This window comes from Mesorhizobium sp. P2_F7, from assembly GCF_056403695.1.
In genome coordinates this window covers 773069-798685 of the sequence record NZ_JBFUFA010000003.1, presented here as the reverse complement: position 1 = coordinate 798685, position 25617 = coordinate 773069, and the positions used below count along the sequence as shown (strand labels likewise).

At 61.8% G+C, this 25617-nt stretch carries 22 protein-coding genes; 12 read left to right on the top strand and 10 right to left on the bottom strand.

What is annotated here, in order from left to right; genetic code table 11:
• Positions 1-520: 520 nt before the first annotated feature.
• The gene (locus AC1DZ8_RS13590) at positions 521-3367 is read right to left on the bottom strand and encodes an ATP-binding protein (RefSeq protein ID WP_477304725.1); all 2847 of its coding nucleotides are present in this window, start codon (positions 3365-3367) and stop codon (positions 521-523) included.
• A gap of 252 nt (positions 3368-3619) precedes the next feature.
• On the opposite strand from AC1DZ8_RS13590, the gene AC1DZ8_RS13585 reads away from it, so the two are divergent.
• The 9 genes from AC1DZ8_RS13585 to AC1DZ8_RS13545 all read left to right on the top strand — a co-directional run bounded on the left by AC1DZ8_RS13585 (position 3620) and on the right by AC1DZ8_RS13545 (position 13966).
• Positions 3620-4915: an epoxide hydrolase family protein gene (locus tag AC1DZ8_RS13585; RefSeq protein WP_477304727.1), complete on the top strand. Its 1296-nt coding sequence runs from the start codon at positions 3620-3622 to the stop codon at positions 4913-4915.
• Between the two features lie 117 nt (positions 4916-5032).
• On the top strand, positions 5033-5839 hold the full coding sequence (locus AC1DZ8_RS13580; RefSeq protein WP_477304729.1) for an SDR family NAD(P)-dependent oxidoreductase: 807 nt from the start codon (positions 5033-5035) through the stop codon (positions 5837-5839).
• Positions 5840-5891: 52 nt separating this feature from the next.
• A complete protein-coding gene (locus tag AC1DZ8_RS13575; protein ID WP_477304731.1) occupies positions 5892-6548 on the top strand; it encodes a VOC family protein in 657 nt (218 codons plus the stop codon).
• A 150-nt stretch (positions 6549-6698) separates the two neighbouring features.
• Entirely contained in the window at positions 6699-6827 is a 129-nt protein-coding gene (locus AC1DZ8_RS13570; protein WP_477304733.1) for a hypothetical protein, read from the top strand.
• A gap of 464 nt (positions 6828-7291) precedes the next feature.
• The gene (locus AC1DZ8_RS13565) at positions 7292-8476 is read left to right on the top strand and encodes an ROK family protein (RefSeq protein ID WP_477304735.1); all 1185 of its coding nucleotides are present in this window, start codon (positions 7292-7294) and stop codon (positions 8474-8476) included.
• A gap of 111 nt (positions 8477-8587) precedes the next feature.
• Positions 8588-9898, top strand: coding sequence for an ABC transporter substrate-binding protein (locus AC1DZ8_RS13560; protein WP_457154143.1), 1311 nt, complete (start codon positions 8588-8590; stop codon positions 9896-9898).
• Positions 9899-9977: 79 nt separating this feature from the next.
• Positions 9978-10898 (top strand): carbohydrate ABC transporter permease, encoded by a 921-nt coding sequence (locus tag AC1DZ8_RS13555; RefSeq protein ID WP_477304737.1) that lies wholly within the window; start codon positions 9978-9980, stop codon positions 10896-10898.
• Positions 10898-11800: a carbohydrate ABC transporter permease gene (locus tag AC1DZ8_RS13550; RefSeq protein WP_477304739.1), complete on the top strand. Its 903-nt coding sequence runs from the start codon at positions 10898-10900 to the stop codon at positions 11798-11800. Before AC1DZ8_RS13555 ends, AC1DZ8_RS13550 begins: the two co-directional genes overlap by 1 nt.
• A 24-nt stretch (positions 11801-11824) precedes the next feature.
• Positions 11825-13966, top strand: a complete 2142-nt coding sequence (locus AC1DZ8_RS13545) for a beta-galactosidase (protein ID WP_477304742.1) — start codon at positions 11825-11827, stop codon at positions 13964-13966.
• 120 nt (positions 13967-14086) lie between these two features.
• Here the strand turns inward: AC1DZ8_RS13545 and AC1DZ8_RS13540 are convergent, their stop codons facing one another.
• The 7 genes from AC1DZ8_RS13540 to AC1DZ8_RS13510 all read right to left on the bottom strand — a co-directional run bounded on the left by AC1DZ8_RS13540 (position 14087) and on the right by AC1DZ8_RS13510 (position 19963).
• Positions 14087-14851, bottom strand: coding sequence for an SDR family oxidoreductase (locus AC1DZ8_RS13540; protein WP_477304744.1), 765 nt, complete (start codon positions 14849-14851; stop codon positions 14087-14089).
• Between the two features lie 62 nt (positions 14852-14913).
• Positions 14914-15120: a hypothetical protein gene (locus AC1DZ8_RS13535; protein WP_477304746.1), complete on the bottom strand. Its 207-nt coding sequence runs from the start codon at positions 15118-15120 to the stop codon at positions 14914-14916.
• Positions 15069-16055 carry a mannitol dehydrogenase family protein gene (locus tag AC1DZ8_RS13530; protein ID WP_477304748.1) on the bottom strand — a complete coding sequence of 329 codons (987 nt, stop codon included), beginning with the start codon at positions 16053-16055 and terminating at the stop codon, positions 15069-15071. The genes AC1DZ8_RS13535 and AC1DZ8_RS13530 overlap by 52 nt, the downstream gene beginning before the upstream one ends.
• Before the next feature lie 70 nt (positions 16056-16125).
• On the bottom strand, positions 16126-17148 hold the full coding sequence (locus tag AC1DZ8_RS13525; RefSeq protein ID WP_477304750.1) for a zinc-binding alcohol dehydrogenase family protein: 1023 nt from the start codon (positions 17146-17148) through the stop codon (positions 16126-16128).
• Between the two features lie 73 nt (positions 17149-17221).
• Positions 17222-18142 (bottom strand): sugar ABC transporter substrate-binding protein, encoded by a 921-nt coding sequence (locus AC1DZ8_RS13520; RefSeq protein ID WP_477304752.1) that lies wholly within the window; start codon positions 18140-18142, stop codon positions 17222-17224.
• Between the two features lie 88 nt (positions 18143-18230).
• Positions 18231-19016: an ATP-binding cassette domain-containing protein gene (locus tag AC1DZ8_RS13515; protein ID WP_477304754.1), complete on the bottom strand. Its 786-nt coding sequence runs from the start codon at positions 19014-19016 to the stop codon at positions 18231-18233.
• The gene (locus tag AC1DZ8_RS13510) at positions 19013-19963 is read right to left on the bottom strand and encodes an ABC transporter permease (RefSeq protein WP_477304852.1); all 951 of its coding nucleotides are present in this window, start codon (positions 19961-19963) and stop codon (positions 19013-19015) included. The genes AC1DZ8_RS13515 and AC1DZ8_RS13510 overlap by 4 nt, the downstream gene beginning before the upstream one ends.
• Positions 19964-20232: 269 nt before the next feature.
• Between AC1DZ8_RS13510 and AC1DZ8_RS13505 the strand changes: the two genes are divergently transcribed.
• Positions 20233-21117: a GntR family transcriptional regulator gene (locus tag AC1DZ8_RS13505; protein WP_477401053.1), complete on the top strand. Its 885-nt coding sequence runs from the start codon at positions 20233-20235 to the stop codon at positions 21115-21117.
• Positions 21118-21187: 70 nt separating this feature from the next.
• Here AC1DZ8_RS13505 and AC1DZ8_RS13500 read toward each other — a convergent pair whose 3' ends face one another.
• Together AC1DZ8_RS13500 and AC1DZ8_RS13495 are read right to left on the bottom strand one after the other, a co-directional pair.
• Positions 21188-21781: a DJ-1/PfpI family protein gene (locus AC1DZ8_RS13500; protein ID WP_477304758.1), complete on the bottom strand. Its 594-nt coding sequence runs from the start codon at positions 21779-21781 to the stop codon at positions 21188-21190.
• A 162-nt stretch (positions 21782-21943) separates the two neighbouring features.
• Positions 21944-22642 (bottom strand): GntR family transcriptional regulator, encoded by a 699-nt coding sequence (locus AC1DZ8_RS13495; protein WP_477304760.1) that lies wholly within the window; start codon positions 22640-22642, stop codon positions 21944-21946.
• 174 nt (positions 22643-22816) lie between these two features.
• Here AC1DZ8_RS13495 and AC1DZ8_RS13490 point away from each other — a divergent pair, with 174 nt between their 5' ends.
• Entirely contained in the window at positions 22817-24043 is a 1227-nt protein-coding gene (locus tag AC1DZ8_RS13490) for an iron-containing alcohol dehydrogenase (RefSeq protein ID WP_477304762.1), read from the top strand.
• Between the two features lie 58 nt (positions 24044-24101).
• On the top strand, positions 24102-25550 hold the full coding sequence (locus AC1DZ8_RS13485) for an NAD-dependent succinate-semialdehyde dehydrogenase (protein WP_477401051.1): 1449 nt from the start codon (positions 24102-24104) through the stop codon (positions 25548-25550).
• The last annotated feature ends 67 nt before the right edge of the window (positions 25551-25617 follow it).

Below are 25617 nucleotides of genomic sequence, written 5' to 3'. Positions count from 1 at the left end.
CAGGAAATAGAGCAGACAAGAGACGAGATACGTCCGCTTTCAGGAAGAGCTCAAGCCTGCTTGACCGTCCGAAATGAGGCGCAAAGCAGCCACGGAACCTCTTCCAGCACGGGGCGGGCCGGAAGCAAACATCGGTGGGTTCGAACCGGCGTCTTGGCGGTCTGTGCCTCGATCGCACCTCAACTGTGAGATTACCGCTTGCGAGAACAGCGAAACACCGCCGGGCCAACGCCGCTACGCAGGAGGCAGGTGCGATTTTTTCCGGCGCGCGCAACCCCTGGACTTGCGACGCGGACCCTCGTCATAAAAGGTAGACCCGCCGTCGCGTCGGAAAACGCATGAGGGTAACGCCATAGTAGAATATCTGCTGGGCGTCGTGGCTCGCGATCGTTCACGCAACCTACCACGGAGCAGGGTGAACGGTTGTCGGAGAGCCGTCCACTGCACAAGCAGACATTGACACCAGTGCCACGAAACTTCCGTGATCGTGTACGCAAGACGGATATTGTCGCCAGTCCGATTAGGCCAATTGATCCAACAGAGTTTTGGCCCGTTCCACTCTTGATGCGGAGAAGCCCTCAGTAAGCCGATTGTACACCGGAGAGAGCGCCGCGCGCGCCTCCGCGTCTCTGTGCTGGCTTCGCAAAAGGCTGGCAAGGCTGGTTGTTGCGGACAGCTCCCAATAAACTGCTTGCTGCGCTGCTGCTTGCCTCATCGACTGGCGGAACAAATCTTCGATCGACGCCTGGTCGCTCGAGCTCCGCAGCGCCAGCAGTTCGCCCCTGATCCGCAACATTTCCGGAACATACCATCGATAGCCGGTGTCTACCGCGAAGCGCAGCGCGTCGTCGATTTCTCCGAGGCTGTCGTCGAAACGTCCCATCGCGCCGAGTGCCGCGGCAAGTTCCGTCCGAAAAAATGGATAAAACAGCAGGTATCTCGCCTCCTGCATCGCGGCAAGGCCGGAACGAAGTGGACCCACTCCGGCTTCGGGCTCGCCAGATTTTGCCGCAAGAGTGCCTCTTATGCAAAGACCGGCAGCGTGAAAGGGGCGCAATGCGTGCTCGTAGGCAATGGCGACAAGCTCTTCGCCGCATTCGTTGGCCTGTCCCCACTCGCCGAGACTTAGCGAGATGAAGCCGGCAGCCCATGCAAGGGCGACGCATAACAATGTTGGCTGGTTCGTTCCCCGCGCTTCGACGACCGCCTTCTTCGATTCGTCCGATGCCACATCCAAAAATCCTTGCGACAGCAAGTTGACCGTGCGGTGGGCAAGGGACGAAGAACGCGGATCACCGCCGAGTCTGATCATGTCGAGGCGCCGGCTTGCCACGGGGTAGTGATCGGTCGCCCACTGCAACCGCTCGCCAGCCTGGACATGGTCGGCCAAATACGTCTGCGGCACGCCGACCAGCCAAGCGGCGGTTGCCTGGGATTTGAGGTCACGGCCTCGGGCGACCTCTTCGTATTCGCGAGCAAAAGCAAATGCGTCGTTCAAGGCCATCGAGCGTGCGGAGAATAGCCACAGTCCGCAAGTTGCGCGCTGCTGATAATCAAAATCATCAAATTGCCGCGCCAATTCGCGCGCACGCAGCAGTACCTCGCGAGCGCGAGGGCTCATCCCTTGCGTATAGATCAGGGCGATTCCGAGACTGCATTGCAGCACCATCTCGCTGCGTGTGCCAGCTACGGCGGATTGCAGCAGCGCTTTTTCGGCCCATTCGCAACACTCGGTGGCAAGCGATAAGGCGATCCAGAAATCCGTTGCCGCCGCGGCGAGCTCAACCCCCAACGCAGGGTCGCCATCTGACGACAACGCCCAGCTTAAAGCTGCTCGAAGATTGTCGACTTCGCGGCCATAATGGCCGAGATCGTCGATGGCTGCCTGGAGCTCAGCCTCCTTTGCGAAGGGTGCGAACAAAAGCAGACAAAATTCCGCAAGACGGCTTACGACCTTGTCACGCTCGCCTCTTTCGACCAGCTTCTCGAACGAGTAGGCGCGCACAGTTTCCAGCAGCCGCCAGCGCCTGCTCGCCTCCGATCCATCCAAGGTGACTAGCGACTTCGAGACGAGGCTCGATATGCCGAGCGCGACATTGGCTTCGGTATCGCGGGCAACTGCCCTGGCGGCTTCCAGCGTGAAACCTGCCGGGAAGATCGCCAGAAGCCGCAGCAAGCGTCTTTCCGTATCAGGCAGTAGATCGTAACTCCAGTCCAGCGCTGCCCGCAGCGTCTGGTGCCGCGGCAGCGCCGTTCGCCGCCCGCCGGTAAGCAACGCGAAGCGGTCATCCAGATGTTCCGCGACCTGTTGGATGCCGAGCGACGCAGCTCGCGTCGCCGCAAACTCGATGGCTAGCGGAATGCCGTCGAGGCGCCGGCAGATCGCGACGATGATCGCGAGCTTGTCATCCTCCGCTAGGGACTCCCCCCGGAGCGCGCGCGCCCTTGCGACGAATAGCTGTACGGCGCTGTGTTCGAGAACGTCGCCAGATTCTGGGGTACGCTCCGCGGGCACCTTTAGCGCGGGCACGCGGTAGACGCACTCGCCCTCGATGCGCAGCACCTCTTGGCTCGTAGCAAGCACCGTCGTGTGCGGGCAGAGACGCAAGAGGGTTTCCGCCATCGTCGCTGCGGCGTCGATGACGTGCTCGCAATTGTCTAGAACCAACAGGACCCTCTTGCTGCCGATCGCCCGCGCTACCGTCTCCGGCGACACCTCATCACCGTGCAGTTGCAGGTGGAGGACCTGAGCGACCTTCGACGCCACCAGATCTGGATCGATCAGCGAAACCAGCTCGACAAACAGGACATCGCCGTCGAATGTCGGAAACATCCTGCGGGCAACTTCGGAGGCCAGTACTGTCTTGCCGATGCCGCCCGGCCCCGTCAGGGTGACCACCCGGTAGGCGGAGAGAAGATCCCGTAGCTGCTGGACTGCCGTTTCCCGGCCGACCAGCGCGGAGGCCGCCACCGGCACGTTGGTCAGGAAGGGATGGGCGGCCGTTCGCGCCCGGTCGGGAACATCCGGCTGTGCTGGCAAAATCTCTTTTTGGGTCGTCCAGTCGCCCAAGAGCCGGTAACCACGGCCGGAGATCGTCATCAGCATGCTGCGGTCAGTACCGAATGCCTTGCGAATCGCCGCGATATGGACCTGGACGGTGTTGTCCTCGACGACGAGGCCGGGCCAGACGCGCCTCATCAGATCGTCCTTGCTCACCAGACCGCCCGCAGACTCCACGAGCGTCTCGATAATCTCGAATGCACGGCTGCCGATAGGAACAGCCGCGCCATGCGCGCGCAGCTCGCGCTTCGCGACATCAACCTCCCATCCGCGGGACTCAAACACACGTGGTTCGAACTGTCCCAAAATCCTGATCTCGGTTGGCCAAGGTCACCATTGTCTCGTGAAGGACCCGAACAGGCAAGGGCATGGGCGGTCCTCACCGTTTGTGGACGTTATCAGGCACTCGGATTGCTTCAGAAAATTTCAGATTTCCTCATGGAGCTTAATTGGCCCTCGAATTCGGCAGCGCCTACGTTCTCCTCGTCGGGCAACACCTGCCTGCAGAAGTACAACCGGCACCGCCTCCGAAAAGGCGGCTGGACTTAGGAGGAAATTATGTCTGCAATATCGCTTTCACGGCGCGAACTGCTGGCAACGACGGTCGCGGTGGCGGCGGCCACCCTGCTTCCCCGTACGCTCTTCGCAGCTGCCGGTTCCGAGTTGATCCGCCCCTTCGCGGTTAGTATCCCGCAGGACGAGATCGATGAGCTTCGCCGGCGCATCGCCGCGACGCGCTGGCCTGACCAAGAGACGGTGGCTGATCAATCGCAGGGTATCAAGCTCGCGAAACTCAAGCCCCTCGTCGAATATTGGGGTGCGGTTTACGATTGGCGGAAAGCCGAGGCCAAGCTTAACGCCCTGCCTCAATTCATGACAACGATCGACGGCGTTGACATTCACTTCGTCCACGTGCGCTCGCGTCATCCGAACGCCATGCCGCTGATAATGACGCATGGCTGGCCCGGCTCCGTGTTTGAACTGCTCAAGACGGTCGGCCCGCTCACCGATCCGACTGCGCATGGGAGACACGCAGAAGACGCCTTTGACCTCATCATGCCTTCAATGCCGGGCTACGGTTTTTCTGGCAAGCCCAGGGACGCGGGTTGGGGGCCCGACCGGATCGCACGAGTGTGGGCTATTCTGATGACCCGGCTTGGCTACACAAGTTACGTCGCCCAGGGCGGCGACTGGGGCTCTCCCGTCTCCAACGCGATGGCGCGGCAGGCGCCGGCTGGACTGCTTGGCATCCATATCAATTTGCCGGCGGTCATCCCGCCTGAGATTGCTTCCCTACTGGCTGCCGGGGGACCGGCGCCGGCGGGCCTTTCCGAGAAGGAACACGCGGCATTTGACGCGCTCAGCGCGGCTGCCAAAATGGGCAGCAGGTCCTACGCGGTTATGATGGGCACCCGGCCGCAGACGATCGGCTACTCACTTTCCGACTCGCCGTCCGGCCTTGCAGCGTGGATGCTCGGGCATCCGGGGTTCTCGCATTGGACGTACAGCAGTAGCGATCCAGAAAAATCAGTCGACGAGGTGCTCGATGACGTCACGCTGTACTGGCTGACCAACAGCGCGGCCTCGGCAGGACGGATTTACTGGGAGTATGGCGGACGCAGTCCGGTGCTTGCGGCCCCGGAGATGACCGACCAGATCTCGCTTCCAGTGGCGATTACGGTCTTTCCGCTGGAAACCTTTCTCGCGCCGGAGACCTGGGCCAGACGCGCCTATCGCAACCTGGTCTACTTCCACGAAGTCGATAAAGGCGGGCATTTCGCTGCCTGGGAGCAGCCGGAGCTGTTCTCTGACGAACTCCGGGCAGCCTTCCGTCCGCTGCGGCAATCGATCTGAAGCTGAACGGGGCGGCTAACCGCCCCGTTTTTCCTACCAATGCGGGCCGGCATGAAGCCGCTCCGCTGCTGAGCAAACGTGCCTTCAACCTACACAAATCGAAACAGGAGAACGACCATGACGACTTCCTCGAAAGGTATCGCAGTGATAACCGGTGCTTCCGCCGGTATCGGAGCGATCTATGCCGACCGCTTGGCCCGCCGCGGCTACGACCTCATCCTCGTGGCACGCAGCCAGAACAAGCTGGACGACGTGGCCAAGCGCGTCGCAAGTGCGACGAACCGCAGAGTCGGCACCATTGCTGCTGACCTCAACGACAAGGCCGATCTCGAGCGCATCGAGACACTGCTCGCCACCGATGCCGGCATCACCATGCTGGTCAATAACGCCGGCTCCGGGGCGTTGGTATCGCTACTCGAGTCGAACGTTGACGACATGGAGCGCATGATTAAGTTGAACGTGACCGCGCTCACGCGGCTCACCTACGCCGTGATCCCGGCATTCGTGACGCGCGGCGGCGGTACGATCATCAACCTTTCCTCGGCCGTCGGCGTCGCGCCGGAAATTCTGAACGGCGTCTATGGCGCTACCAAAGCCTTCGTGCTGGCCCTGAGCCTGTCGCTCGACAAAGAGCTTGCCGACAGAAACGTGCGCGTCCAAGCCGTCCTGCCCGGTGCCGTCGCTACGAATTTCTGGGACGCCGCGGGCGGCTCGATCGAGCAGCTGCCGAGCGAGATGGTCATGCAATCGGACGACCTCGTCGACGCGGCGTTGGCCGGCTTTGACCAGGGCGAGCTCGTGACGATCCCCTCGCTGCCGAACCGCGAGGACTGGGATGTTTACGAAGCTGCGCGGCAAAAGCTCATCCCGAACCTATCGCTCAGCGCAATGCCGGCGCGCTACCGGCTCGCGGTCGCGGCGTGACGAAGCGGACAGTGTTGCAATTCAACCGATCCATAACACCAAGGAGATTGACATGAACATGATTCAGCAGAGCAAAACTGGCGTTGAAGCCGTCGCATTGCAGACAGTCGACATGAAACTGGAAGTTGTCGTCATCCCGGTCTCGAATGTCGATCGTGCCAAAGGCTTCTACAGCGGTCTGGGATGGCGGCTCGACGGGGACTTCGTCGTCGGCGACACTTTCCGGGGGGTACAGTTTACCCCTCCAGGCTCCTCGGCCTCGATCCATTTCGGCAATGGCATCACGACTGCCGAGCCGGGTTCGGCAAGTGGCCTCTATCTCATCGTATCGGACATCAAGGCGGCCCGCACCGAGCTCGTCGCTCGCGGAGTGGCGGTGAGCGAAGTATTTCACCGTGCCGGTCCAGGTAAGCCGCCGGTCAGCGGCCGGAATCCGGAGCAGCGCAGCTATTCCTCGTTCGCCACGTTCAGCGATCCCGACGGCAACAGCTGGTTGCTTCAGGAAGTGACCGCGCGATTGCCGGGACGAGTGGACACTGACGTCACGACGTTCACCTCGGCGAACGAATTCGCTGCCACGCTGCGACGTGCGGCTGCCGCCCATGGCGAGCACGAAAAGCGCACCGGCGGCCAACGCGACGAGAACTGGCCGGACTGGTATGCGGAGTACATGGTGGCAGAGCAGACTGGAAAAGCCCTGCCGATATGAGGAGCGGCGCGCCGTCGTCATCATCGACGACGGCGCGTCTACGCCCGTCTCCAAGTTCGGACAAAAGGCAGCTGAACTCCGGCAAGTATGAGAGCACCGTCTGGTCAACGGTGACGTTGGGCGCACTGTCCGAGCAAACTCCGCGAACCTGTGATCGGCATCGATGCCAACCACTGGGGTGAGCGCCTGTTGCTCGTCGTTGGCCAACGTGCCGCGGATATCGGCACGGTCAGCTTTCTGGTGGACATTCAAAATCTCGTACAGGCCGCCTCGGGTTAGTTGGCACACTACGGCGATCTCATTTGTATGTCCGCTCTCAAGCGATGGGAACCTATATGCTGGCGTCCGAACTGAGGCGCATTGCAGCCCGGCAGCATTTGGCGGTTAACGGTCCGGCAGCATTCAGGATGGCTGGCAAGAAAGCCGACCGTTGCGTCCAGCGTAGTGCGGACCGCTTTGCGCCAAAAGCGCCCATTGATGTTGGTTCCGCGCCAAAGGCGGACGAGCTCGTAACCGATTGAAGCAACCGGAGTCAGTTATTTGCACGAGTATGCGCAGTGACTCCGGTGGGCTTGGACGCCCGCCACGGATCGCCGTAGTCATCGAACGGGCTACCGCGGTAGCTTTCACTGCGGAGTGACAACTGACGGTCGGCGTCATCAGAAAAAGGCGGACTCTGGCACGGTTCTGGTCTATGCCGACGCTCGTTGCCGGTCCGCCGGCCTTTTGCAACTGGTCCATGAATGAAGCGCCAGCCCACGACGTCGAGCCTGTTACGCCGACTCAATCGTTCGGCCGTGGTGGATTTGATCCGCACCGAAGGAGTGGCATCACCTTCGAGCCTCGCCGAGCGACTGAACATCAGCATCCCGACGGTGATGCGGGTGATCGAGGATCTGATTGCCGAGGATTTGGTGGCGTATGACGGGTTTGACGAGGCCAATGTCCGGGGCCGTCCCCGGGCACGCATCAAGTTCCGCGGCGCGGCGCATGCGATCATCGGCATCGAGGCCGGCAAGGGCGAGTTCTATGGCGCCGTGGCCAATCTCGAGGGCGTCGTGCAGACCGAAATGCACGAGACCGCCGACGATGATGGCGAGCGCAATTTCGAGAAGCTGGTCAGCCTGATCCGCCGGCTCATGGCGGCCCCCCACCCGCGCGGCCAGACCATTCGCGGCATCGGCATTGGCCTGCCCTCGATTGTCAGGCAGCCGGAGGGCGAAGTGGTGCTGACGCTCGGGCTCGGCTGGCGCGACATGCCGTTGCGAGCGCGGCTCAGCCAGCATTTTCAGATGCCCATCGTCGTCGAGAACGGGCGCAACCTCGCCGCCGTGGGCGAATGGGGATTCGGGGCCGGGCGTGGCGCCGACAGTGTCGTGAGCCTCTCGATCGGGCCCGGTGCCGGCGCGGGCGTCGTGATCGACGGCAAGCTCTATGGCGGGCACTCGCATGCGGCGGGCGAGCTCGGCTGGTATCTCGATGACCCCCTCCTCACCGGGCGGCCGTTCGAACATCTGGGCGACAAGCAATCGCTCCGCTTTTTCGGCATCCCCGAACAGGCGACCAAGATGCTCGCAGAGGCCAACATCCAGTATGCGGCGGGAAAGCTCACCCTGGCTGCCCTCACCGACCGGCAGGCGGACCAAATCGCACCAGTCGTGACCGAACTGCTCGACTATGCGACGATGGCGGTGGGCAGTGTTGCTGCCTTCATGAATCCCGAAATCATCGTACTGGCGGGCCGGATCGTCGGCGGCGGTGATCTGGTGCTCGATGTGCTGCGGCACCGCCTCAAGGGCAATGTGTACGACCCGCCGCGCCTCGTGATAGGCGCGCTGGGGCACCGCGACATCGTGCTTGGAGCGGTGCGCCTGGTGCTCGATGCGACGACCCTCAACCCTGCCGACAGCCTCGTGATGGCCGACTGAAGATCAATCGATCGCAATTGACAGCAACTGTCTGTAGGCATTAAGTTTCTAACTGAAAGAAAAACCGCGCCCTGCGTCTTGTGGGAGCGTATCTTTCGTGGGAGGACTTCAATGACGAAGATTTTCAATCCGCTTGGGCGGATGATGCAGCGTCGTGACTTCTTGAAAGTTGCGGGTGCGAGCGTTGCGGTAGCGGGTCTGCCTGCGGCAGTTCGCGCTGCCGAGCCCGTCAAGGTGCTTGTATGGTCGTGGGTGCCGAATCTCCAGCTTGAGGTAGACATGTTCAACGCCGCGCATCCGGGCATCCAGATCGAACTCGTGAATCCCGGCCAGGGGGACCCGTTGTATAACGCGCTCCGCGCGGGCGTGCAGGCGGGCAGCGGCCTGCCGGACGTCGCCCAGATCGAATACCAGCACCTCGAGAGCTTCCGCCAGGTCGACGCCCTCGCAGACATCGGCCAGTACGCCAATGCCCATAAGGGCGAGTTCCCCGAAGGCCTATGGGCGCAGGTCGCCATGGGCGATGTGGTCAACGCCACGCCGCAGGATTACGGTCCGATGGCGATGCTCTATCGCAAGGACATCTTCGACAAGCATGGGATCACGCCGCCCACCACCTGGGCCGAGTTTGCCGATGCGGGCAAGAAGATCCATGCGGCCGATCCGACTGTGTTCATGACCGACGCGCCGTTCGGTGCCAACGCCGACTGGGTCTTGGGTCTGTTGTGGCCGATGGGCTGGAAGCCGGTTAGCCGCGATGGCGACAAGCTCGTGATCAGGATCAACGACAAGATTGCTAAGGACTTCGCCGCCTATTGGCAGGACCTTATCACCGCGGGTGTTATCGAGACCAAGCCGGGCTTCAACAATGAGTGGTACACCGGCCTCGACTCGGGTCGCTATGCCACCTGGCTCGCTGCGGGCTGGGGTCCGCTGTTCCTGACCTCGGTCGCCAAGACCAGCGTGGGCAAATGGCGTGCCGCCGATCTGCCGCAGTGGGACGCGAGCAAGTTCGTGACTGGCGCTTGGGGTGGCTCATCGCTGGCCGTGATGAAAGCGACCCAGCATCTGCCCGAGGCCGCCGAAGTCGCGATCTGGTTGAACACGAATCCCGAAGCCACAAAGCTGTACACCACCAAGCAAAACTTCTTCCCCTGCACCAACGCGCTGCTGTCAAGCCCGGAATGGGCGAGCGCCAAGCCGGAATTCTTCGGCGGCCAAGAGGTGAACAAAGTGTTTGCCAAATCGGCGAGTGCCGTGGCGCCGTTTGAATGGAGCCCGTTCCAGGGCTTCCTCTACCAGTCGATGTCCGATGAATTCGGCGCCTCGATCAGCGGCAAGGGCACGCTGTCGGATGCGTTCGACCGCGTCCAGGACGCCGTGGTTACCTACGCGAAGGACCAAGGCTTCACCGTGGCCTAACTCCTCCCGGGCACCGGCCGGGCGCGCCTTGATCGGCGCGCCCGATCTCTTCATCTTGCCGGACGGGGGACCCATGGCAATGTCGAATTCGCCAACCGCACCGACGCGCCCAGCGCGATTGGGCGGTTTTACGTCACGAACGCTCGCGCCCTATCTGTTCCTGGCGCCCTTCATGCTGCTGTTTATCGCCTTCATCGTCGCGCCGCTGGTCTATGCGTTCTACATGAGCCTCTACCGCGACACGCTGGTGGGCGGACGGCAGTTCGCGGGTGCAGCCAGCTACATCAAGGTCGCGGACGACGCCAAATTCTGGGGCGGCGTGTGGAACCTCGTTCTGTTCGGCATCGTGCAGGTGCCGATCATGCTGGCCCTGGCGTTGTTGTTCGCCATCGTGCTCGATCGTGGTCAGGTCTATGCCAAGGGAGTCTTCCGGCTCGGCTTCTTCCTCCCCTACGCTGTGCCGAGCGTGATCGCGACGATCATCTGGGGTTATCTCTACGGCCCCACCTTCGGCCCGTTCACGCAGATGGCCAAGGCGTTCAACCTGCCGCCGCCGGACTTCCTATCGCCGGGCGCGATGATCTTCTCATTGGCCAATATCGTGACGTGGGAATATGTCGGCTACAATATGGTGATCTACTACGCCGCGCTGAAGGCGATCCCGTCGGACCTTGCCGAGGCCGCGCGGATGGACGGCGCCTCGCCCTGGCAATTTGCCCGGCTGATCCAGCTGCCGCTGCTGTGGCCGGCGATCCTGCTCACCATTATCTTTTCGATCAACGGCACACTGCAGCTGTTCAATGAGCCGTACTTGATGCGCGCGCTCGCCAGTAACACCATCAATTCGAGCTACACGCCGAACCTCTATGCCTATTCTCTTGCGACTAAGAACCAGCAGTATGGCTATGCGGCCGCCGTTTCGTTCGTGCTTGGCATCGTGATCGCCGGTGCCTCCTACATCTTCACCCTGATCGCCAACCGCCGTCGGCCGGAGCAATGATGACTGCGACCACCGACATCGCCACTTTCGAAGCTGCCAGGCGCCGGCCCGGCGAAAGGCGGCGCTCGCGGATCATGCTCACGCTGCTGCTGTCACTGTTCCTTCTCTACAGCTTCATACCGCTGGTCTATCTGGTCCTATCGGCAACGAAGACGAATGGCGACCTGTTCACCACGTTCGGCTTCGGCTTCGGCACCGAGTTCAACCTCTGGCAGAATCTGAGCGATCTTCTGGCGCGCGACAACGGCGTCTTCATGCGCTGGATGTTCAACAGCCTACTCTATTCGACCGTCGCCGGGCTCGGTGCCGCGATCTTGGCTACCGCGGCAGGCTATGCGTTAGCCAAATTCAAATTCGTCGGCCGCAATCTGCTGTTTGCGCTGGTCTTGGGCGCTGTGATGATCCCGCAGACGGCTCTCGTCGTGCCGACTTTCCTGCTGCTGGCGCTTTCGGGACTCAGCGACAATCCGCTGGGCGTGATCCTGCCCTCGATGATCTCGCCGGTCGGCGTCTATCTGATGCGCGTCTATATCGAGCAGGGCGTCGACGACGAACTGCTCGACGCAGCGCGTCTCGATGGCGCCGGCGAGTTCGTGATCTTCCGCGCCATTGTGCTGCGGCTGGTGGCGCCGGGTATGGTGACCGTGGCGCTGCTCTCGTTCGTCGGGACTTGGAACAATTACTTCCTGCCGCTGATCGTGCTGCGCTCGCCGGAGTATCAGCCGATCACGGTGGGCCTGGCGACCTGGTATCAGCTAGCGCAGCAAGGCGGTGGCGGAGGACAGGTGCTGTTCTCGATCATCATCACCGGCGCTCTGGTCAGCATCATCCCGGTCATCGTGGTATTCCTGCTGCTCCAGCGGTTCTGGCAGGGCGGCCTCACCGCCGGCGCCATCAAGTAGACTATCGCCTGGAGTTTTCCGACTATGACGACTGCCTCGAAATCCGCCCCGCTCTCTGTCTGGCGGCCGATCGCGACCGACACTTTCCTCGTCGGTACCCCGCATTACCCGGAGCATGTCGATGAGAGCTATTGGCAACGCGACGCCGACCGCATGGCAGCCGCGGGCTTCAACGCGGTGCGACTTGCGGAATTCGCCTGGCATATCTTCGAGCCGCATGAGGGGACGTTCGACTTCGATTTGTTCGACCGCGCCATACATGGGCTGGGCAAGGCTGGCATCAAGACCATCATGTGCACGCCGACGGCGACGCCGCCGCGCTGGCTGACGGCGCGTTATCCCGAAGTGTTGCGCGTCGATGCCAATGGCCGCGCCATGTGCCATGGCTCGCGCCAGCATGCCAATCTTGCGAGCGGCGTGTTCCGCGAGCATTCAAAGCGCATCACTCAAGCGATGGCCGAGCATTATCGCGGCAATTCGCACATCATCGGCTGGCAGACGGACAATGAGTTCAATACCTCTGGATCGCTGTCCTACGGTCCGGTGACTCTGGCCGAGTTCCAGGCCTTCCTCAAGGACAAGTACAAGACCATCGCCGCGCTCAACGATGCGTGGGGCGGGCATTTCTGGGCCACCGCCTACGACGCTTTCGATCAAGTGGTGCTGCCCCTCGACTACGCTCCTGCCCCGGTCGGGCCGACCCATGTGGTCGACTATCACCGCTTCCTCGCCTTCGTCACGGCGCGGTTCCAGCACGATCAGGTGCTGATCCTGCGCGCCACCAATCCAGACTGGTTCGTCTTCCACAATTTGGGGCGGATCGACGACATTGACTTCCGCGGCGAGTTCTCGACCGATCTCGATTTTCTCGGCTTCGACATCTACCCGCATCTCGATGACGAGATGCAGCGGGTCGGAAGCGTCGGCGAGGCGCAGGCGCTGCGTCTCGATCTCTGCCGCGGCTTCACCGGCAATTTCATCGTGCCCGAGCAGCAATCGGGCTTCGGTGCGCAGCCGAACTTCTCGACGCTGACGCCCGAACCCGGCGAGATGCGCCGCATGGCCTATACGTCAGTGGCGCGCGGCGCCGATGGCGTGATGTTCTTCCGCTGGCGGCCGGCGCATTTCGGCGCCGAGATCTATTGGATGGGCATCATCGATCACGACGATATCCCTCGGCGGCGCTATGACGAGGCCAAGCAGTTTGCGGGTGAGGTTACGGCGCTCAAGGACAAGATCCTCGGCACGCATGTGCGCATGGATTTAGGCATCGCCGGATCAGATTTCGACAATCAGGAGATGCACCGCTCCTGCCCAATCGGCATGCCGAGCCCCCAGGACGATGCGACGCTGCTGCACCGCTATTGCTACCGCCACAACATCGCCTGCGGCTTCATCCATCCCGAGGATGATCTCAGCAAGCTCAAGGCGCTATACGTGCCGCATTGGCTGAAATGGACCGATGCGTGGACGGCGCGGATCGAGGCCTTCGCCAAGGCGGGTGGAACGGTAATCCTGGGAGGCCGCACCGGATCACGCGACGTTAACAACCACGTCATCCGCGACACCTCGCCGGGCAAGACGCTCTCGGCGCTGGCCGGGATCACGGTCGAGGAGTTCGGGTTGCTGACGCCGATCGGCGGCGAGGGCCTGTTCGAGCATGGCGGCCGCTTCGGCGCCAACACGGTGCGCAAGAAGCTGCCAGCGACGTCGGCGAGCCGCCAATACGAGCTCAAGATCGGGAATGCGCAGGTGACGGCGGCGCATCTTTATGAGCTGCTTAACGTCGTGCCCGGCACGGAGGTTATCGGCAGCTGGGCCAGCCGCTTCGCCGAGGGCCAGGCCGCGATGACTTCGCGCAAAGTCGGCAAGGGCAATGTGATCTACCTCGGCACGTACCTCAGCGACGCTCTGGTCGAGCTGCTGGCCGATCAAGTACTGGCGCCCGCCGGTATCGTGCCGCTCATCGCCGACATGCCGGCCGGCGTCGAAGCGACCATCCGCGAGAGCAAGGACCGCCGCCTGCTGTTCATCCTCAACACACTGGGCGAGCCGGCAAGCATCGGCAATGTCCCCGCGGGCAAGGATCTGCTCGGCGATGGCAAAGTGCGCGGCGGTAGGCTGTCGCTCCCGGCCTATGGCTGCAGCATCATCGAACTCGACTAATGCTGTCGCGAGGCTCTAAGAAACGCTCGATCGTGCGGGCTGCCTAAAGGGTTGTGTGATGCGCTGCCTTGGCGTCGGCGGCTGACGATTTCCTTGGTGCTTGATCCTGCTTCGTTTCTGCTACCAGCAGACGAAACCGCCATCGACTATGAGATCGATGCCCGTGACGAAGGACGCAGCGCGGCTGGCCAGGAACACTGCCGGGCCCACCAACTCCTCGGGCATCGCGAGGCGGCCCATCGGCGTATCGCGCTCGAAGTTCTTCACTTGCTCGGTCACTTCGGGCCTCCGGTTCATCGGAGTTAGTGTATAGCCGGGGCTGAGCACGTTGAGCCGAAGTCCGCGGTCCGACCACTCCATCGCGAGGCTCTTCGTCATGTGAATGACCGCAGCCTTGGACGAGTTGTAGTGCGTCTGGAGGAGGCCGCGGTTGACGATCGAGCCTGACATGGAGGCCACGTTGATGATCGATCCCTTGCGGCGCGGCAGCATCACGCGAGCCTCGGCCTGGCAGGACAGGAACACACCACCAACGTTGATGCCGTAAAGCTCTTCCCACGTTGCCAGCGGCAAAGTCTCGGCCGCATGCGCGCCGCCAATACCCGCGTTGTTGACAGCAACCGTAAGCGCGCCGAGCTCGTTTTCGATACGTTCGACAGCGGCGGCGAGATCGGCTTCCGACGTCACCGAGCCGGTTATGGCCAGTGCCTTGCGGCCGAGCGCGTTGATCCTTGCCGCCGTCTCCTCGAGTCCACCTCTCGAAGGGTGACCGAAGCAGGCGACGTTGGCACCGGCCTCAGCAAAGCCCACCGCTATGGCCTGACCGATGCCACTGCCGGCGCCGGTGACCAATGCGACGTCGCCATCCAGTTTGAACAGGTCCATTGCGTTCTTCCTTCCAGTTCCTTTGATCGCAAAGGTAGGTGAGCCAATACGCCACGATTCAATTACTGAACGGCGTTATGGCGATCCGCATTCTGATCAACAGCCGAGAGAAACTTTGCGAGAAACGGCGACTGTTCACGACGCTGCTGCGGCACCCAGTGGAGAAAGCCGCCGATACGCCGTTGGACCTTGATCAGATGACCGGCAGCGATATCGCTCAGCCGGTGGTCGAGAAAGGGGTTGTCGAACCGTTCAAGCGTGGTCGCCACGTATGCTGTCGCTTCCTGCTCCATTCCCGCGCTTTGAAGCCGGGAATGACTTCGGAACCATAAATCTCTGTCAGCAAGTCTCGATACCTGTCGAGTTCCAGAATTTCGCGCACCGTCAGGTCGGGTCTCAGCCGATCGTCCATCCAGCATTGTGCAAGCACTGTGTGGCCGAGGTTCAGGATGTATAGCTTCAGCCTCTCGATGCGTTCGAGGTCCTCGACAAGCGCGATAGCGGGGTGACGGCAAGGAAGCCTCAGCCCAGCTTGCTTTTCAATCGCCCACAATGCGTATGGCTCGGCGATTGCGCCAACTGGCTCGATCGCCGACGAGACAATGCGGTCGACAAGCGAATTGGCAAATACGCAATCGTCGGCGATGAAAGACAAAAGCGCGTCGGAAGCGCGGCTTCGCTTGGCCAGCGCGACCAAGTTGCGCTGAACCAGTTCGGTCGGAAGCACCACGACGGGCCTTGCGGAAACGCCAAATCGTTGCGCAAGCAGAGCGAGCAACTTTGCCGGATACCCTGGGGGCGCCACGTCTGGCCGGCGCGTGAGATCGATGGCCAGATCGGATTGAACGGTGAGGCCTGCTTCTGCCGTATTCGAGACCACGAAGTCCGCCTGTTCGGCGAAGAGTGTGACCAGCGATGGCCAGTCAACTTCGGCGTCGAGCGCGCGCCGTATGCTCTTCACACGGATTTCTCGCTCGACACGCTGGCCCGCCTCCAGGCCGCGGATGACAACAGGATAACCTTCATCGCGGGCAATCGCCTGCAGCCGGGCCCGGCCGGCCGCCGATCCGCTAATGGCGACCACCGTGATCGGGCCTGACGCATCGCCCGTAGCTTGCGCTTCGTGGACGAAAAGAGCCGCATGCGCCTGCAGAAAGCGGCTCGTGCCGAATTGGAAAATGGGCGTGACAATTTCGTTGGTCAACGGACCTCCTCGCTGCTTGCTGCCTTCGTTGCACAATCCGCCAACCCTGAGATGATTGTGTCTGCCAGAGTCAGCCAGATTCCGCCACATCGATGACGGCCTTGATCAGGCCGGATTTCTGCCGCGCCCAGATCGCGATATCGCGTGGGCCGTTGCGCAGGGTCGTGCGGTGGGTGACGAGTTGGTCTACTGGTATTTTTCCATCGCGGATCGAGGCAATGACGTGCTGAAAGTCGGCCTGCGTCGCGTTGCGACTGCCGATCAGCATCATCTCCCGCTTGTGAAACTCCGGATCGGAGAAGGTTATGTCGTCCGGCACGACGCTGACCATCACCATGACGCCGCCATGGGCAACATAGGCAAAGGCAGACTGCATCGAACGGCTGTTTCCGGTTGCGTCGAAGACGACATCGAAACCTGATTTGGCGGTTCGCTCCGCTATCGTCTCAACGATCGATCCTTTCGAACCGTCGATTACCAGGAAGCCCTGCTTTGCTGCAAAAGCCAGCCGCTTGGCATCGACGTCCATGACGGTCACGCTCTGTCGCGCTATGCGGGCAAAAAGGGCGACGCCAAGGCCGATCGGGCCGGCGCCGATGACCAAGGTTCGACTGGCCGGACCACCCATGGATCTGCGAACCGCGTGAGCACCGATGGCCAGAAATTCGACCGTCGCCGCCTCGATCAGTGACAGGCCGGTTGCTGGAATCAAGTTCTGTGCCGGCACGAGAATCTGCTCAGTCATGGAACCGTCACGGTGCACGCCTAGCACCTCGATCGCGACGCAGCAGTTCGGCTTGCCCTGGCAGCAGGCCACGCATTTGGCGCATGCAAGGTAGGGATTGACGAGCACTTTCTCTCCGGCCGCGATTTTCCCTGGCGCATTGATTGCCGCGACTGTTCCCGAAATTTCGTGGCCCATGACACGTGGATAAGCGAGGTACGGATGTTTACCCTCGAAGATGTGGTAGTCGGTGCCGCAGATGCCGACATGGCTGATGTTGATCAGCGCCCAACCAGGGCCCGGCGAGCCGGGCGCCGGACGATCTTCCAAGCTCAATTCGCCGGGCTTTCGGCACACGAGCGCTTTCATGCGGACCATCTTCCTGAAATGTTTCAAAAAGAGCCCGGCGGCTGAGATGACCGCCGGGCCCAGGTGTGGGAGCCTATTCGAAGTCCTTGACGTTCTTCAGCGTCACGAGGCCGGCGCCAGTATCGACATTGGCCTCCACGGCTTCCCCACGGATCGCCTTGACGACAGTGTCGATGCCCAACTCCCCCATTTTTGCCGGAAATTGTGCGACGCTGGCATCTTCGGCGCCCGACTTGATCGCTTCGATCTCACCGCAGCAGGCGTCGAAGCCAACCAGGATGATCTTGTCGTTGGCAATGCCCGCATTGCTGATCGATTTGACCGCACCCGGGATTGGCGGGCCGCAGGCCGAGTAGATCGCCTTGAGATCGGGATTGGCGGTCAGGATGTCTTCGGTCACCGATGTGCCAAGTTCGAGCGTGCAATTGGTTGCACCCTTGCCGACAACCTCGACCTTGACGTCGCCAAGGCCCTCCATCATGCCGGTGACCCGGTCGTCCAGCGCCGGCACTCCGGGAACACCTTGCAGGATGCCGATCTTGTCGCCGCTCTTGAGCACGGTTTTCAAATATTCGCCGGCGATCTTGCCGCCGTTTAGATTGTTGGTCGAAACCAGTGCTGTCTGACCTTTCCAGTCAGGAATGCTGTTGTCGACGAGAACCACCTTGATGCCGGCAGCGACGGCCTTGTCGAGCGCCGGTGCAACGGTCGGATCGACCGGCGTGATCGCCAGACCCTTTACGCCTTGCGTGATCATGGATTCGATCAGTGCGATCTGGCCCTCGATGTCGGTAGCAGCCTGGCCCTGGCCGGTGACCAGTTCGATCTCGGGATGAGCGGCCGCGTATTTCTTGGCGGCATCCTCCATGGTCGAGTAGAACGGCACCGGGAATTTCGTAATCAGGCCGACCTTGATCTTGTCGGCGGCCCAAGCCGGCATCGCAAACGCAACGGCGATCGCCAGCCCAGCGAACAGTTTTGAGTTCATTGGCATTCCATTCCTCCCTTGGAATTGAGGCGCCTTCCCACGGAAGCCGCTTCACGCATTTGCGGACCGGAACGGCCCCCAAATTTCGAACAGATCAGGCTCCAACGATCATGGAAACCAGCTCCTGCTTGTTGTCCCTGGTCGGCACAAGTTCACCAACCTTGCGGCCCTGGCGAAGCACCACGGCGCGATCGGCAAGCTCGACGACATGTTCCATATTGTGGGTGATCAGGATGACGGCGTTGCCCTGGTCGCGGAGCGCTGCGACCAGGTTGAGCACCTGGCGCGATTCGCGCAGGCCAAGTGCCGCGGTCGGTTCGTCCAGGATCACGACGTTGCGGGCAAAAACGGTCGACCGCGCCACCGCGATGGCTTGCCTTTGACCGCCCGACATCATGGCGACAACGGCGTCCAGCCGCGGCAACGTTACCTTGAGGTTTGCCAACAGAACGCGGGTCTCGGCGTCCATCTTGCGCTGTTGAAGAAATCGCAGGCCGCGCGGAAGCCATTGCGGCCAGGCCAGTTCGCGACCGGCAAAGAAGTTCTGTCCAGGCGTCAGATTGTCGAACAGCGCCAGGTCCTGGTAGACGGTCTCGATGCCGGCGAAGCGCGCATCCGCGGGCGAGCGTATCTGCGTTTGCACACCGTCGAGAACGATGGCCCCGGTATCGAGCTGATGGACGCCACTGATGCACTTGGTCAACGTCGACTTGCCGGCACCGTTGTCGCCGAGAAGGCCGAGGATCTCGCCACGCCGGACCTCGATGCTGACATCGTCCAGCGCCACAACCGAGCCGAAACGCTTGGTGGCACCATGCACCGCCAGCACAGGATGGTCGGCGATGGCTGCATGATCGACAGTGGATGCAACCGCGCTCATGACTGCCTCCGGGCCTGCATGACGCGAACGCGCCCTTCGAGATAGTTGCGCAGCACGTCGGACTCGACCGCTATGACGATGACCACGCCGATGACGATGAGCTGGAAGAAGACGTTGACGTTGAGCAGGTTGAGCGCATTGCGGATGACACCGATCATGATGGCACCGATCAAGGCATGGCCCAGATGGCCGCGGCCGCCGAGAAAGCTGGCACCACCGATGATCACCGCCGCGATCGTATCCAGTTCCAGCAGATTGCCGAACAAGGGCGAGCCGGCGTCGGTGCGGCCGGCAAGGATGACCGCGCCGATGCCGGCGCACAGCCCTGAGATCACATAGACCGAAACCAGGACCCAGGAGACGGGAATGCCCATGCGCACCGCAGCGTCGGGCCGGCCGCCGACGGCATAGATCCAGCGCCCCCATACCATCGTTTTGGCCATGACGAAAAGAACCGCGGCAACGCCCGCAACCACAAAAACCGATCCAGGCAGACCCCACACAGCCTCGCGGCCAAGCGCATCGATGGCGGGCGGCATTCCCGGGATGGCCCGCCCGTCGGCCAGTTGCAGCGCCAACCCCTTGGCGATGCTCAACGTCGCCAGCGTGATGATGAAAGGATGCGGCAACCGGCCGAAGACGTAGAAAAGCCCGTTGATGGCGCCGACCGCCGCACCGCAGCCAACCATCACCGCGATCACCACGAAGGCGGGCGCGCCGGCATGAAAGCTCAGAGCGCCGACCACGGAAGCCAGTGCAACGTTCGAGCCGACGGAAAGATCGATCCCGCGTGTCAGGATGACCAGATGCTGGCCCATCGCTACGACCGAGATCACGGCGGTCTGGGCGAGGATGTTGCTGAGGTTGCGGCCTGTCAGGAAATAGGGTGACAGAAAACTGAGCACGACGATCAACAGCACCAGGATGACGACCGGACCCGCGCTCAGTAGAGCCAGACCAAGCGCAAGGCCTGGAACGGCTTCCTGCTTCCTGGGCTCCGCCAACGCGGCCTCGCCGGCAGTGGTGCCGGTGTTTCCCGATTCAGGCAAAGTTTCCCTCCCCGCCGAAAGCTTATGCGAGCCCTCGTCGTCAAAACTTTTGCTGTATTTCAGCTTCTTCTTATCGATAAAAAACAACCGCCATCACTTGGTCAAGTTGTTTTTTATGGATAAAGTTCATGCTAGAAAGGACAAGGTGTTGCTCTAGGGAAAATGCAATGCGAACCGACACTGTGTACAAGAAGGCCTTCAACCGCGCCGCCACCATGCTGCGGGATGGACAATTGACCGGGGAGCTCCCTTCCGAAAATGAGCTGAGACGGCGGATAGGTGTGAGCCGCACGACCGTTCGAAAGGTTCTGGGAGAACTTGCCAACCGCGAACTCGTCGCCGAGCACGGCGGCGTCCGGACGGCAGGCCGCGCGGTCAAGGATAGCGACTACTATCCCGACGCCGAAACCACGTCGCGGGCGAACCATGTCGAACAGCAGTTCATGGAGTGGATGCTGCGGGGTGACACTAGGCCTGGAACCAGCATCAACGAGCTCGAACTCGCGCGGCAATTCGGTGTTGCGACCAACGGAATTCGCGAGTTCCTGATCCGGTTCAGCCGCTTTGGGCTGCTCGAGAAAAGGCCGAATACAGGCTGGCTTTTCAAGGGCTTCACGGAGGACTTTGCACTCGAACTGTTCGAGATTCGGGTGATGTTCGAACTGCGCTCCGCGCATCTCTTTTCACGGCAACCCGACACGTCTCCCCTTTGGGACAAGCTCGCCGCGCTCAAGGTTGCACATACCGAATTGCTGAAGCGGATTGAAACCCGCTATCATGACTTTTCCGGCCTCGACAACCGCTTTCATCGGCTCATAAACGAGGCTTCACCGAACCGCTTCATCGACGATTTCTACGATATCATCAGCTTCATTTTTCACTACCACTACCAGTGGAACAAGCAGGATGAAAAGCAGCGCAACCAGGCGGCGATTCTGGAGCATCTGGCCTATATCGATGCACTCGAAAGTCGCGATGCCGAGCGCATCAAACGGGCCTGCCAGGCGCATCTCGCTTCGGCAAAAGCAACGCTGATGCGCTCGCTGGTCTGAACTTTGTGGATGGCGGAAGCGCCGCTGAGGAACCGACGCATCCCGTCAGGAATGCGCCGGCACAAACGGTTCAAGGATGGCGGATTTCCGTTCCCAGCACCTTGAGGCATTCACGGATGAACGCGGCCATCGCAGTCCAGCCTTTGGCCGAAACCATCGTCCCGTCCACATAGGCGTCGGTGGGAGACAGATCGATGTAAGTCCCGCCAGCAAGCGTCACCTCCGGCTCGCAAGCCGCGAGCGCCGCCACCTTCTTGCCACGGACGACGCCGTCGACCGCAATCAGAATCTGGACGCCATGGCAGATCGTGAAGATCGGCTTTTTGGTTTCGTGAAAATGACGCACCATCGCCTGCACGCGCTTGTCGGTGCGGATGTATTCAGGGCCACGACCGCCGGCGCAGTAGACAGCGTCGTACTGGCTGAGCTGCTTCTCGGCGTCGGCAAAGGTCTTGTTGATCAGCGCGTTGTGACCGGGCTTTTCGGTATAGGTCTGGTCGCCCTCAAAATCGTGCAGCGACGTCTTGATCGTGTCTCCGGCGCTTTTGTCGGGGCACACGACATGAACGGTGTGCCCCACCGCTTCCATCGCCTGCTGATAGACAAAGATTTCATATTCCTCTGTGAACTCACCGGTCAGCATCAGGATTTTTTTGGCTGGCATGTCTTTTCCTCTCGGCTTGTTTCAGGGGCGAGGTGCACCTCGCGCCTCGCTTCCCGGGATCGAAATCGGCTCAGAACGGGGGATAGCATTCGTAGGCGGCAGGCTGGGCGAACAGCGGCGCGCCGCGCTTGAGGGTACCTCGGACAAGCAACATCGCCAGGGCTACTCGAACGCAGGCAGGAGCCTGTCTCGCGAATTTTCGATGTGCGCACGCATGGCTTTTTCGGCGGCGTCCGGATCGCCCGCGGAGAAGGCTGCGAGAATGGCCTCGTGTTCGTCGAGCGCCTCTTCGGTTACCCGCGAATGATACATCAAGCGGAAGATATGGAAGTGGGTGTGCTGGTGGTTCAGCGTTTCGCGAATGAGCTCGTTTTGGGCGAACTCGACGATCTTGTCGTGGAAGATCGCATCCTGACGGGCGAAGTTCGAATAGCGTAGGCGTTCGTCTTTCCCCACCCGCCGGACCATGACGCCAGCCGCCTCCTGCAACACGGCGAGGCGCTCGTCGTCCAGTCTGGCCGTGGCCTTGGCCGCGGCAGCAGGCTCAAGCAGAAGGCGCAGTTCATAAAGCTCGTCAAAGCGCCGACGGGTGATTTGCGGCGCGGCGCGATAGCCGATCAGGTGGGTCTTCAACACCAGGCCCTCACCCTCCAGCCGGCCAAGCGCTTCGCGGATGGGCGTATGCGATACGTTGAATTCCTTGACGAGATTGTCGACTGTGATGCGCGATCCCGGAGCAATTCTCAAAGACATCAGTTGCGCGAAGATTGCCTCGTAAACGTCGCCAGCAAGGCTGTTGGCGCGCTGGATGCGGCCGGGCGCGCGGGCTTCATCGTCAACCGTCAGGTCCGTGTTCTGCATTGTTTTGCCCCTTGACAGAAGCACCCACTAACACGATACTCCGACCAATTCAATCCTATATCCTATACGATTTCATAGAGGATACCGCATGATAATGACCCGGGGCGTCGCGGCCGGTCTTCGGAACGAAGCCACTTGCCTTGGCTCTCAATCCGTCTTCGAAGGATCCTGTGCATGAGCTTGTTTGCAGCGGCGCGCCTGCCGCGCGAGATCCTGTTCGGCAAAGGCCAGCGCCATGTGCTGCCTACCGTTGCCGCCAAATATGGGCAGCGCGCATTCGTCTGCACCGACGAGCGTTTCGCGGCGACGTCGCAGTTCGCCGAGATTCTTGCTGGCTTGCGCAACGCGGCGATCGACATGCTGGTCTACGACCGAACGCTGCCGGATGTGCCCCGCGACAGCGTCGCCGCCTGCATTGCGCAGGCGAAGGATTTCAAGCCGGACATGGTGATCGGGATCGGCGGCGGCAGCTGCCTCGACATGGCCAAATGCGCAGCACTTCTGCTCAGCTATGGCGGTAGACTCGAAGACTACTATGGCGAGTTCAAGGTACCCGGTCCTATCCTTCCCGTGATCGCAGTGCCGACGACGGCCGGGACAGGCTCCGAGGTGACCCCTGTCGCCGTGATCTCCGACCCGGATCGGACGCTGAAAGTGGGTATCGCTAGCCCTCATCTCATCGCCGCCGTAGCGCTTTGCGACCCGGATCTGACGGTGACCTGTCCACCGTCCCTGACGGCGATCGCCGGCGCCGACGCGCTGACGCACGCCATCGAGGCCTTCACAGCGGGCAAACGCGGCGCCGCCCCTTATTTGCCGCAGCAGCACGTCTTCATCGGCAAGAGCGCTCTGACCGACCATTTCGCGCTTCTGGCAATCAGGCTGCTGGGCCGCAGTCTCGAAAAGGCATATCGCGCCGGATCGGACGAGGATGCGCGCGCCGACGTGATGATGGGAGCGCTGGCCGCCGGTTGCGCCTTCGGTACGGCGGGAACGGCCGCCGCCCATGCGGTGCAGTATCCCGTTGGCGCGCTTACCCACACCCCGCATGGCCTGGGCGTGGCCACCATGCTGCCCTATGTGATGACCTACAACCTTGCCGCCGCAGCCACGGAGATTGCGGAAGTCGGCACTGCTCTGGGCCTTTCCCATCAGGGCGACGACGCCGATGCGTTGGCGCATGCCACCATCCGGGAGGTGAGCCGGCTGTTTGGCGCCATCGGCATCACACCGACATTGGCCGAATTGGGTCTTCCCGAGGACAAGATCGACTGGACCGCCGAGCAGGCGCTCGGCATCGACCGGCTGATCAAGAACAATCCCCGTCCCTTCGACCTCGCTCAGATGCGACGGCTGGTCAGGGCTGCTTATGACGGCGAAATGTCCGCCACCATGATGTGATCGACCAGGAGCTCATCCCATGAACATCGCCGCAGGCATATCCGACGAGGATCAAGATATGTTCGACTACGCCACAGTCTCGCACGGTCTCTACATTGGCGGACGCTGGCGGCCCTCATCGGAGGGCCGTGTGATCGAAGTGGTCGATCCCTCGACCGAAGCCGTCATCGCGGCGGTTCCCGATGCCACGCTCACTGATGCCGCCGCCGCCGTCGACGCGGCCGCGAAGGCCGCGGCCGGCTGGCGCGAGACTCCGCCACGCAGGCGATCGGAAATCCTGCGGCGCTGCTTCGACCTGATGACCGAACGGGCGGAGACGTTGGCTGCGCTGATCTCGTTGGAGAACGGCAAGGCGCTGCGCGATGCGCGCGGCGAAGTCGCCTATGCCGCGGAGTTTTTTCGCTGGAACGCCGAGGAGGCGGTCCGCATCAGCGGCGAGTTCGGCCTTGCGCCCTCGGGCGCGAACCGGATCATTGTCGACTACCAGCCCATCGGTATTTGCGTGCTCATCACGCCGTGGAATTTCCCTGCCGCCATGGCGACACGCAAGATCGCCCCGGCGCTCGCAGCCGGCTGCACGGTGATCCTGAAGCCCGCCAGCGAGACGCCGCTGACGGCCTATGCGCTTGCGGCGCTCTACGAGGAGGCCGGCGTGCCGCCCGGCGTCGTCAACGTCCTGACGACCTCGACCCCCGGGCCGGTGACGGCGGCCATGCTCGCCGATCCACGCGTGCGAAAACTGTCTTTCACCGGCTCGACCGGCGTCGGCCGCGCGCTCCTTGCCGAAGCCGCAAAACACGTCATCTCCTGTTCCATGGAGCTTGGCGGCAACGCACCGTTCATCGTCTTCGACGACGCCGACCTGGAGGCAGCCCTCGACGGTGTGATGGTTGCCAAGATGCGCAACGCCGGCGAAGCCTGCACGGCCGCCAACCGGCTTTACGTCCAAGCCGGCATCCATGATGCCTTCACGGATGGCCTGAGCAAACGCATGGCGGCACTCACCATCGGCCCGGGCACAGACTCAGAAACCGAATGCGGGCCGATGATCACCAGGAAGGCTGTGCACAACATCGACCGACTTGTGCGGGACGCCGTTGCCCGCGGCGCCAAAATTCTGTGTGGCGGCGGCGTATCCGAAGGCAGAGGCTTTTTCTATCCGCCAACGGTTCTCGCGGACGTGCCGGCCGACGCTGCCATGGCTCATGAGGAGATATTCGGCCCGGTGGCACCGGTCAGTCGCTTCGACGACGAGGCGGAGGTCATCGCAAAGGCAAACGACACCGAATACGGTCTCGCGGCCTACATCTACACGCGCGATCTGGCCCGAGGGATGCGTGTGGCATCGAAGATCGAGTCCGGCATGATCGCGCTCAACCGCGGCCTGATGTCGGATCCGGCGGCGCCTTTCGGCGGGGTCAAGCAGAGCGGGCTGGGCCGCGAAGGCGGTCAGAAGCACGGCGTTGCCGAGTTCATGGAGGCGAAGTACATCGCCGTGACCCTGTGAGCCGACATCACCCCAAAGATCCGTTTCGCATTCGCGACCATGTAGTCGAGTTCGACGACATCGTCGC

What these genes read in the sequence shown, in the direction of transcription:
- AC1DZ8_RS13545 (WP_477304742.1), top strand. Translation starts at nt 11,825, where the DNA reads ATGACGACTGCCTCGAAATCCGCCCCGCTCTCTGTCTGGCGGCCGATC.
- AC1DZ8_RS13495 (WP_477304760.1), bottom strand. Translation starts at nt 22,642, where the DNA reads ATGCAGAACACGGACCTGACGGTTGACGATGAAGCCCGCGCGCCCGGC.
- AC1DZ8_RS13560 (WP_457154143.1), top strand. Translation starts at nt 8,588, where the DNA reads ATGACGAAGATTTTCAATCCGCTTGGGCGGATGATGCAGCGTCGTGAC.
- AC1DZ8_RS13550 (WP_477304739.1), top strand. Translation starts at nt 10,898, where the DNA reads ATGACTGCGACCACCGACATCGCCACTTTCGAAGCTGCCAGGCGCCGG.
- AC1DZ8_RS13540 (WP_477304744.1), bottom strand. Translation starts at nt 14,851, where the DNA reads ATGGACCTGTTCAAACTGGATGGCGACGTCGCATTGGTCACCGGCGCC.
- AC1DZ8_RS13580 (WP_477304729.1), top strand. Translation starts at nt 5,033, where the DNA reads ATGACGACTTCCTCGAAAGGTATCGCAGTGATAACCGGTGCTTCCGCC.
- AC1DZ8_RS13520 (WP_477304752.1), bottom strand. Translation starts at nt 18,142, where the DNA reads ATGCCAATGAACTCAAAACTGTTCGCTGGGCTGGCGATCGCCGTTGCG.
- AC1DZ8_RS13485 (WP_477401051.1), top strand. Translation starts at nt 24,102, where the DNA reads ATGTTCGACTACGCCACAGTCTCGCACGGTCTCTACATTGGCGGACGC.
- AC1DZ8_RS13575 (WP_477304731.1), top strand. Translation starts at nt 5,892, where the DNA reads ATGAACATGATTCAGCAGAGCAAAACTGGCGTTGAAGCCGTCGCATTG.
- AC1DZ8_RS13565 (WP_477304735.1), top strand. Translation starts at nt 7,292, where the DNA reads ATGAAGCGCCAGCCCACGACGTCGAGCCTGTTACGCCGACTCAATCGT.
- AC1DZ8_RS13500 (WP_477304758.1), bottom strand. Translation starts at nt 21,781, where the DNA reads ATGCCAGCCAAAAAAATCCTGATGCTGACCGGTGAGTTCACAGAGGAA.
- AC1DZ8_RS13525 (WP_477304750.1), bottom strand. Translation starts at nt 17,148, where the DNA reads ATGAAAGCGCTCGTGTGCCGAAAGCCCGGCGAATTGAGCTTGGAAGAT.
- AC1DZ8_RS13585 (WP_477304727.1), top strand. Translation starts at nt 3,620, where the DNA reads ATGTCTGCAATATCGCTTTCACGGCGCGAACTGCTGGCAACGACGGTC.
- AC1DZ8_RS13515 (WP_477304754.1), bottom strand. Translation starts at nt 19,016, where the DNA reads ATGAGCGCGGTTGCATCCACTGTCGATCATGCAGCCATCGCCGACCAT.
- AC1DZ8_RS13505 (WP_477401053.1), top strand. Translation starts at nt 20,233, where the DNA reads ATGCGAACCGACACTGTGTACAAGAAGGCCTTCAACCGCGCCGCCACC.
- AC1DZ8_RS13555 (WP_477304737.1), top strand. Translation starts at nt 9,978, where the DNA reads ATGTCGAATTCGCCAACCGCACCGACGCGCCCAGCGCGATTGGGCGGT.
- AC1DZ8_RS13490 (WP_477304762.1), top strand. Translation starts at nt 22,817, where the DNA reads ATGAGCTTGTTTGCAGCGGCGCGCCTGCCGCGCGAGATCCTGTTCGGC.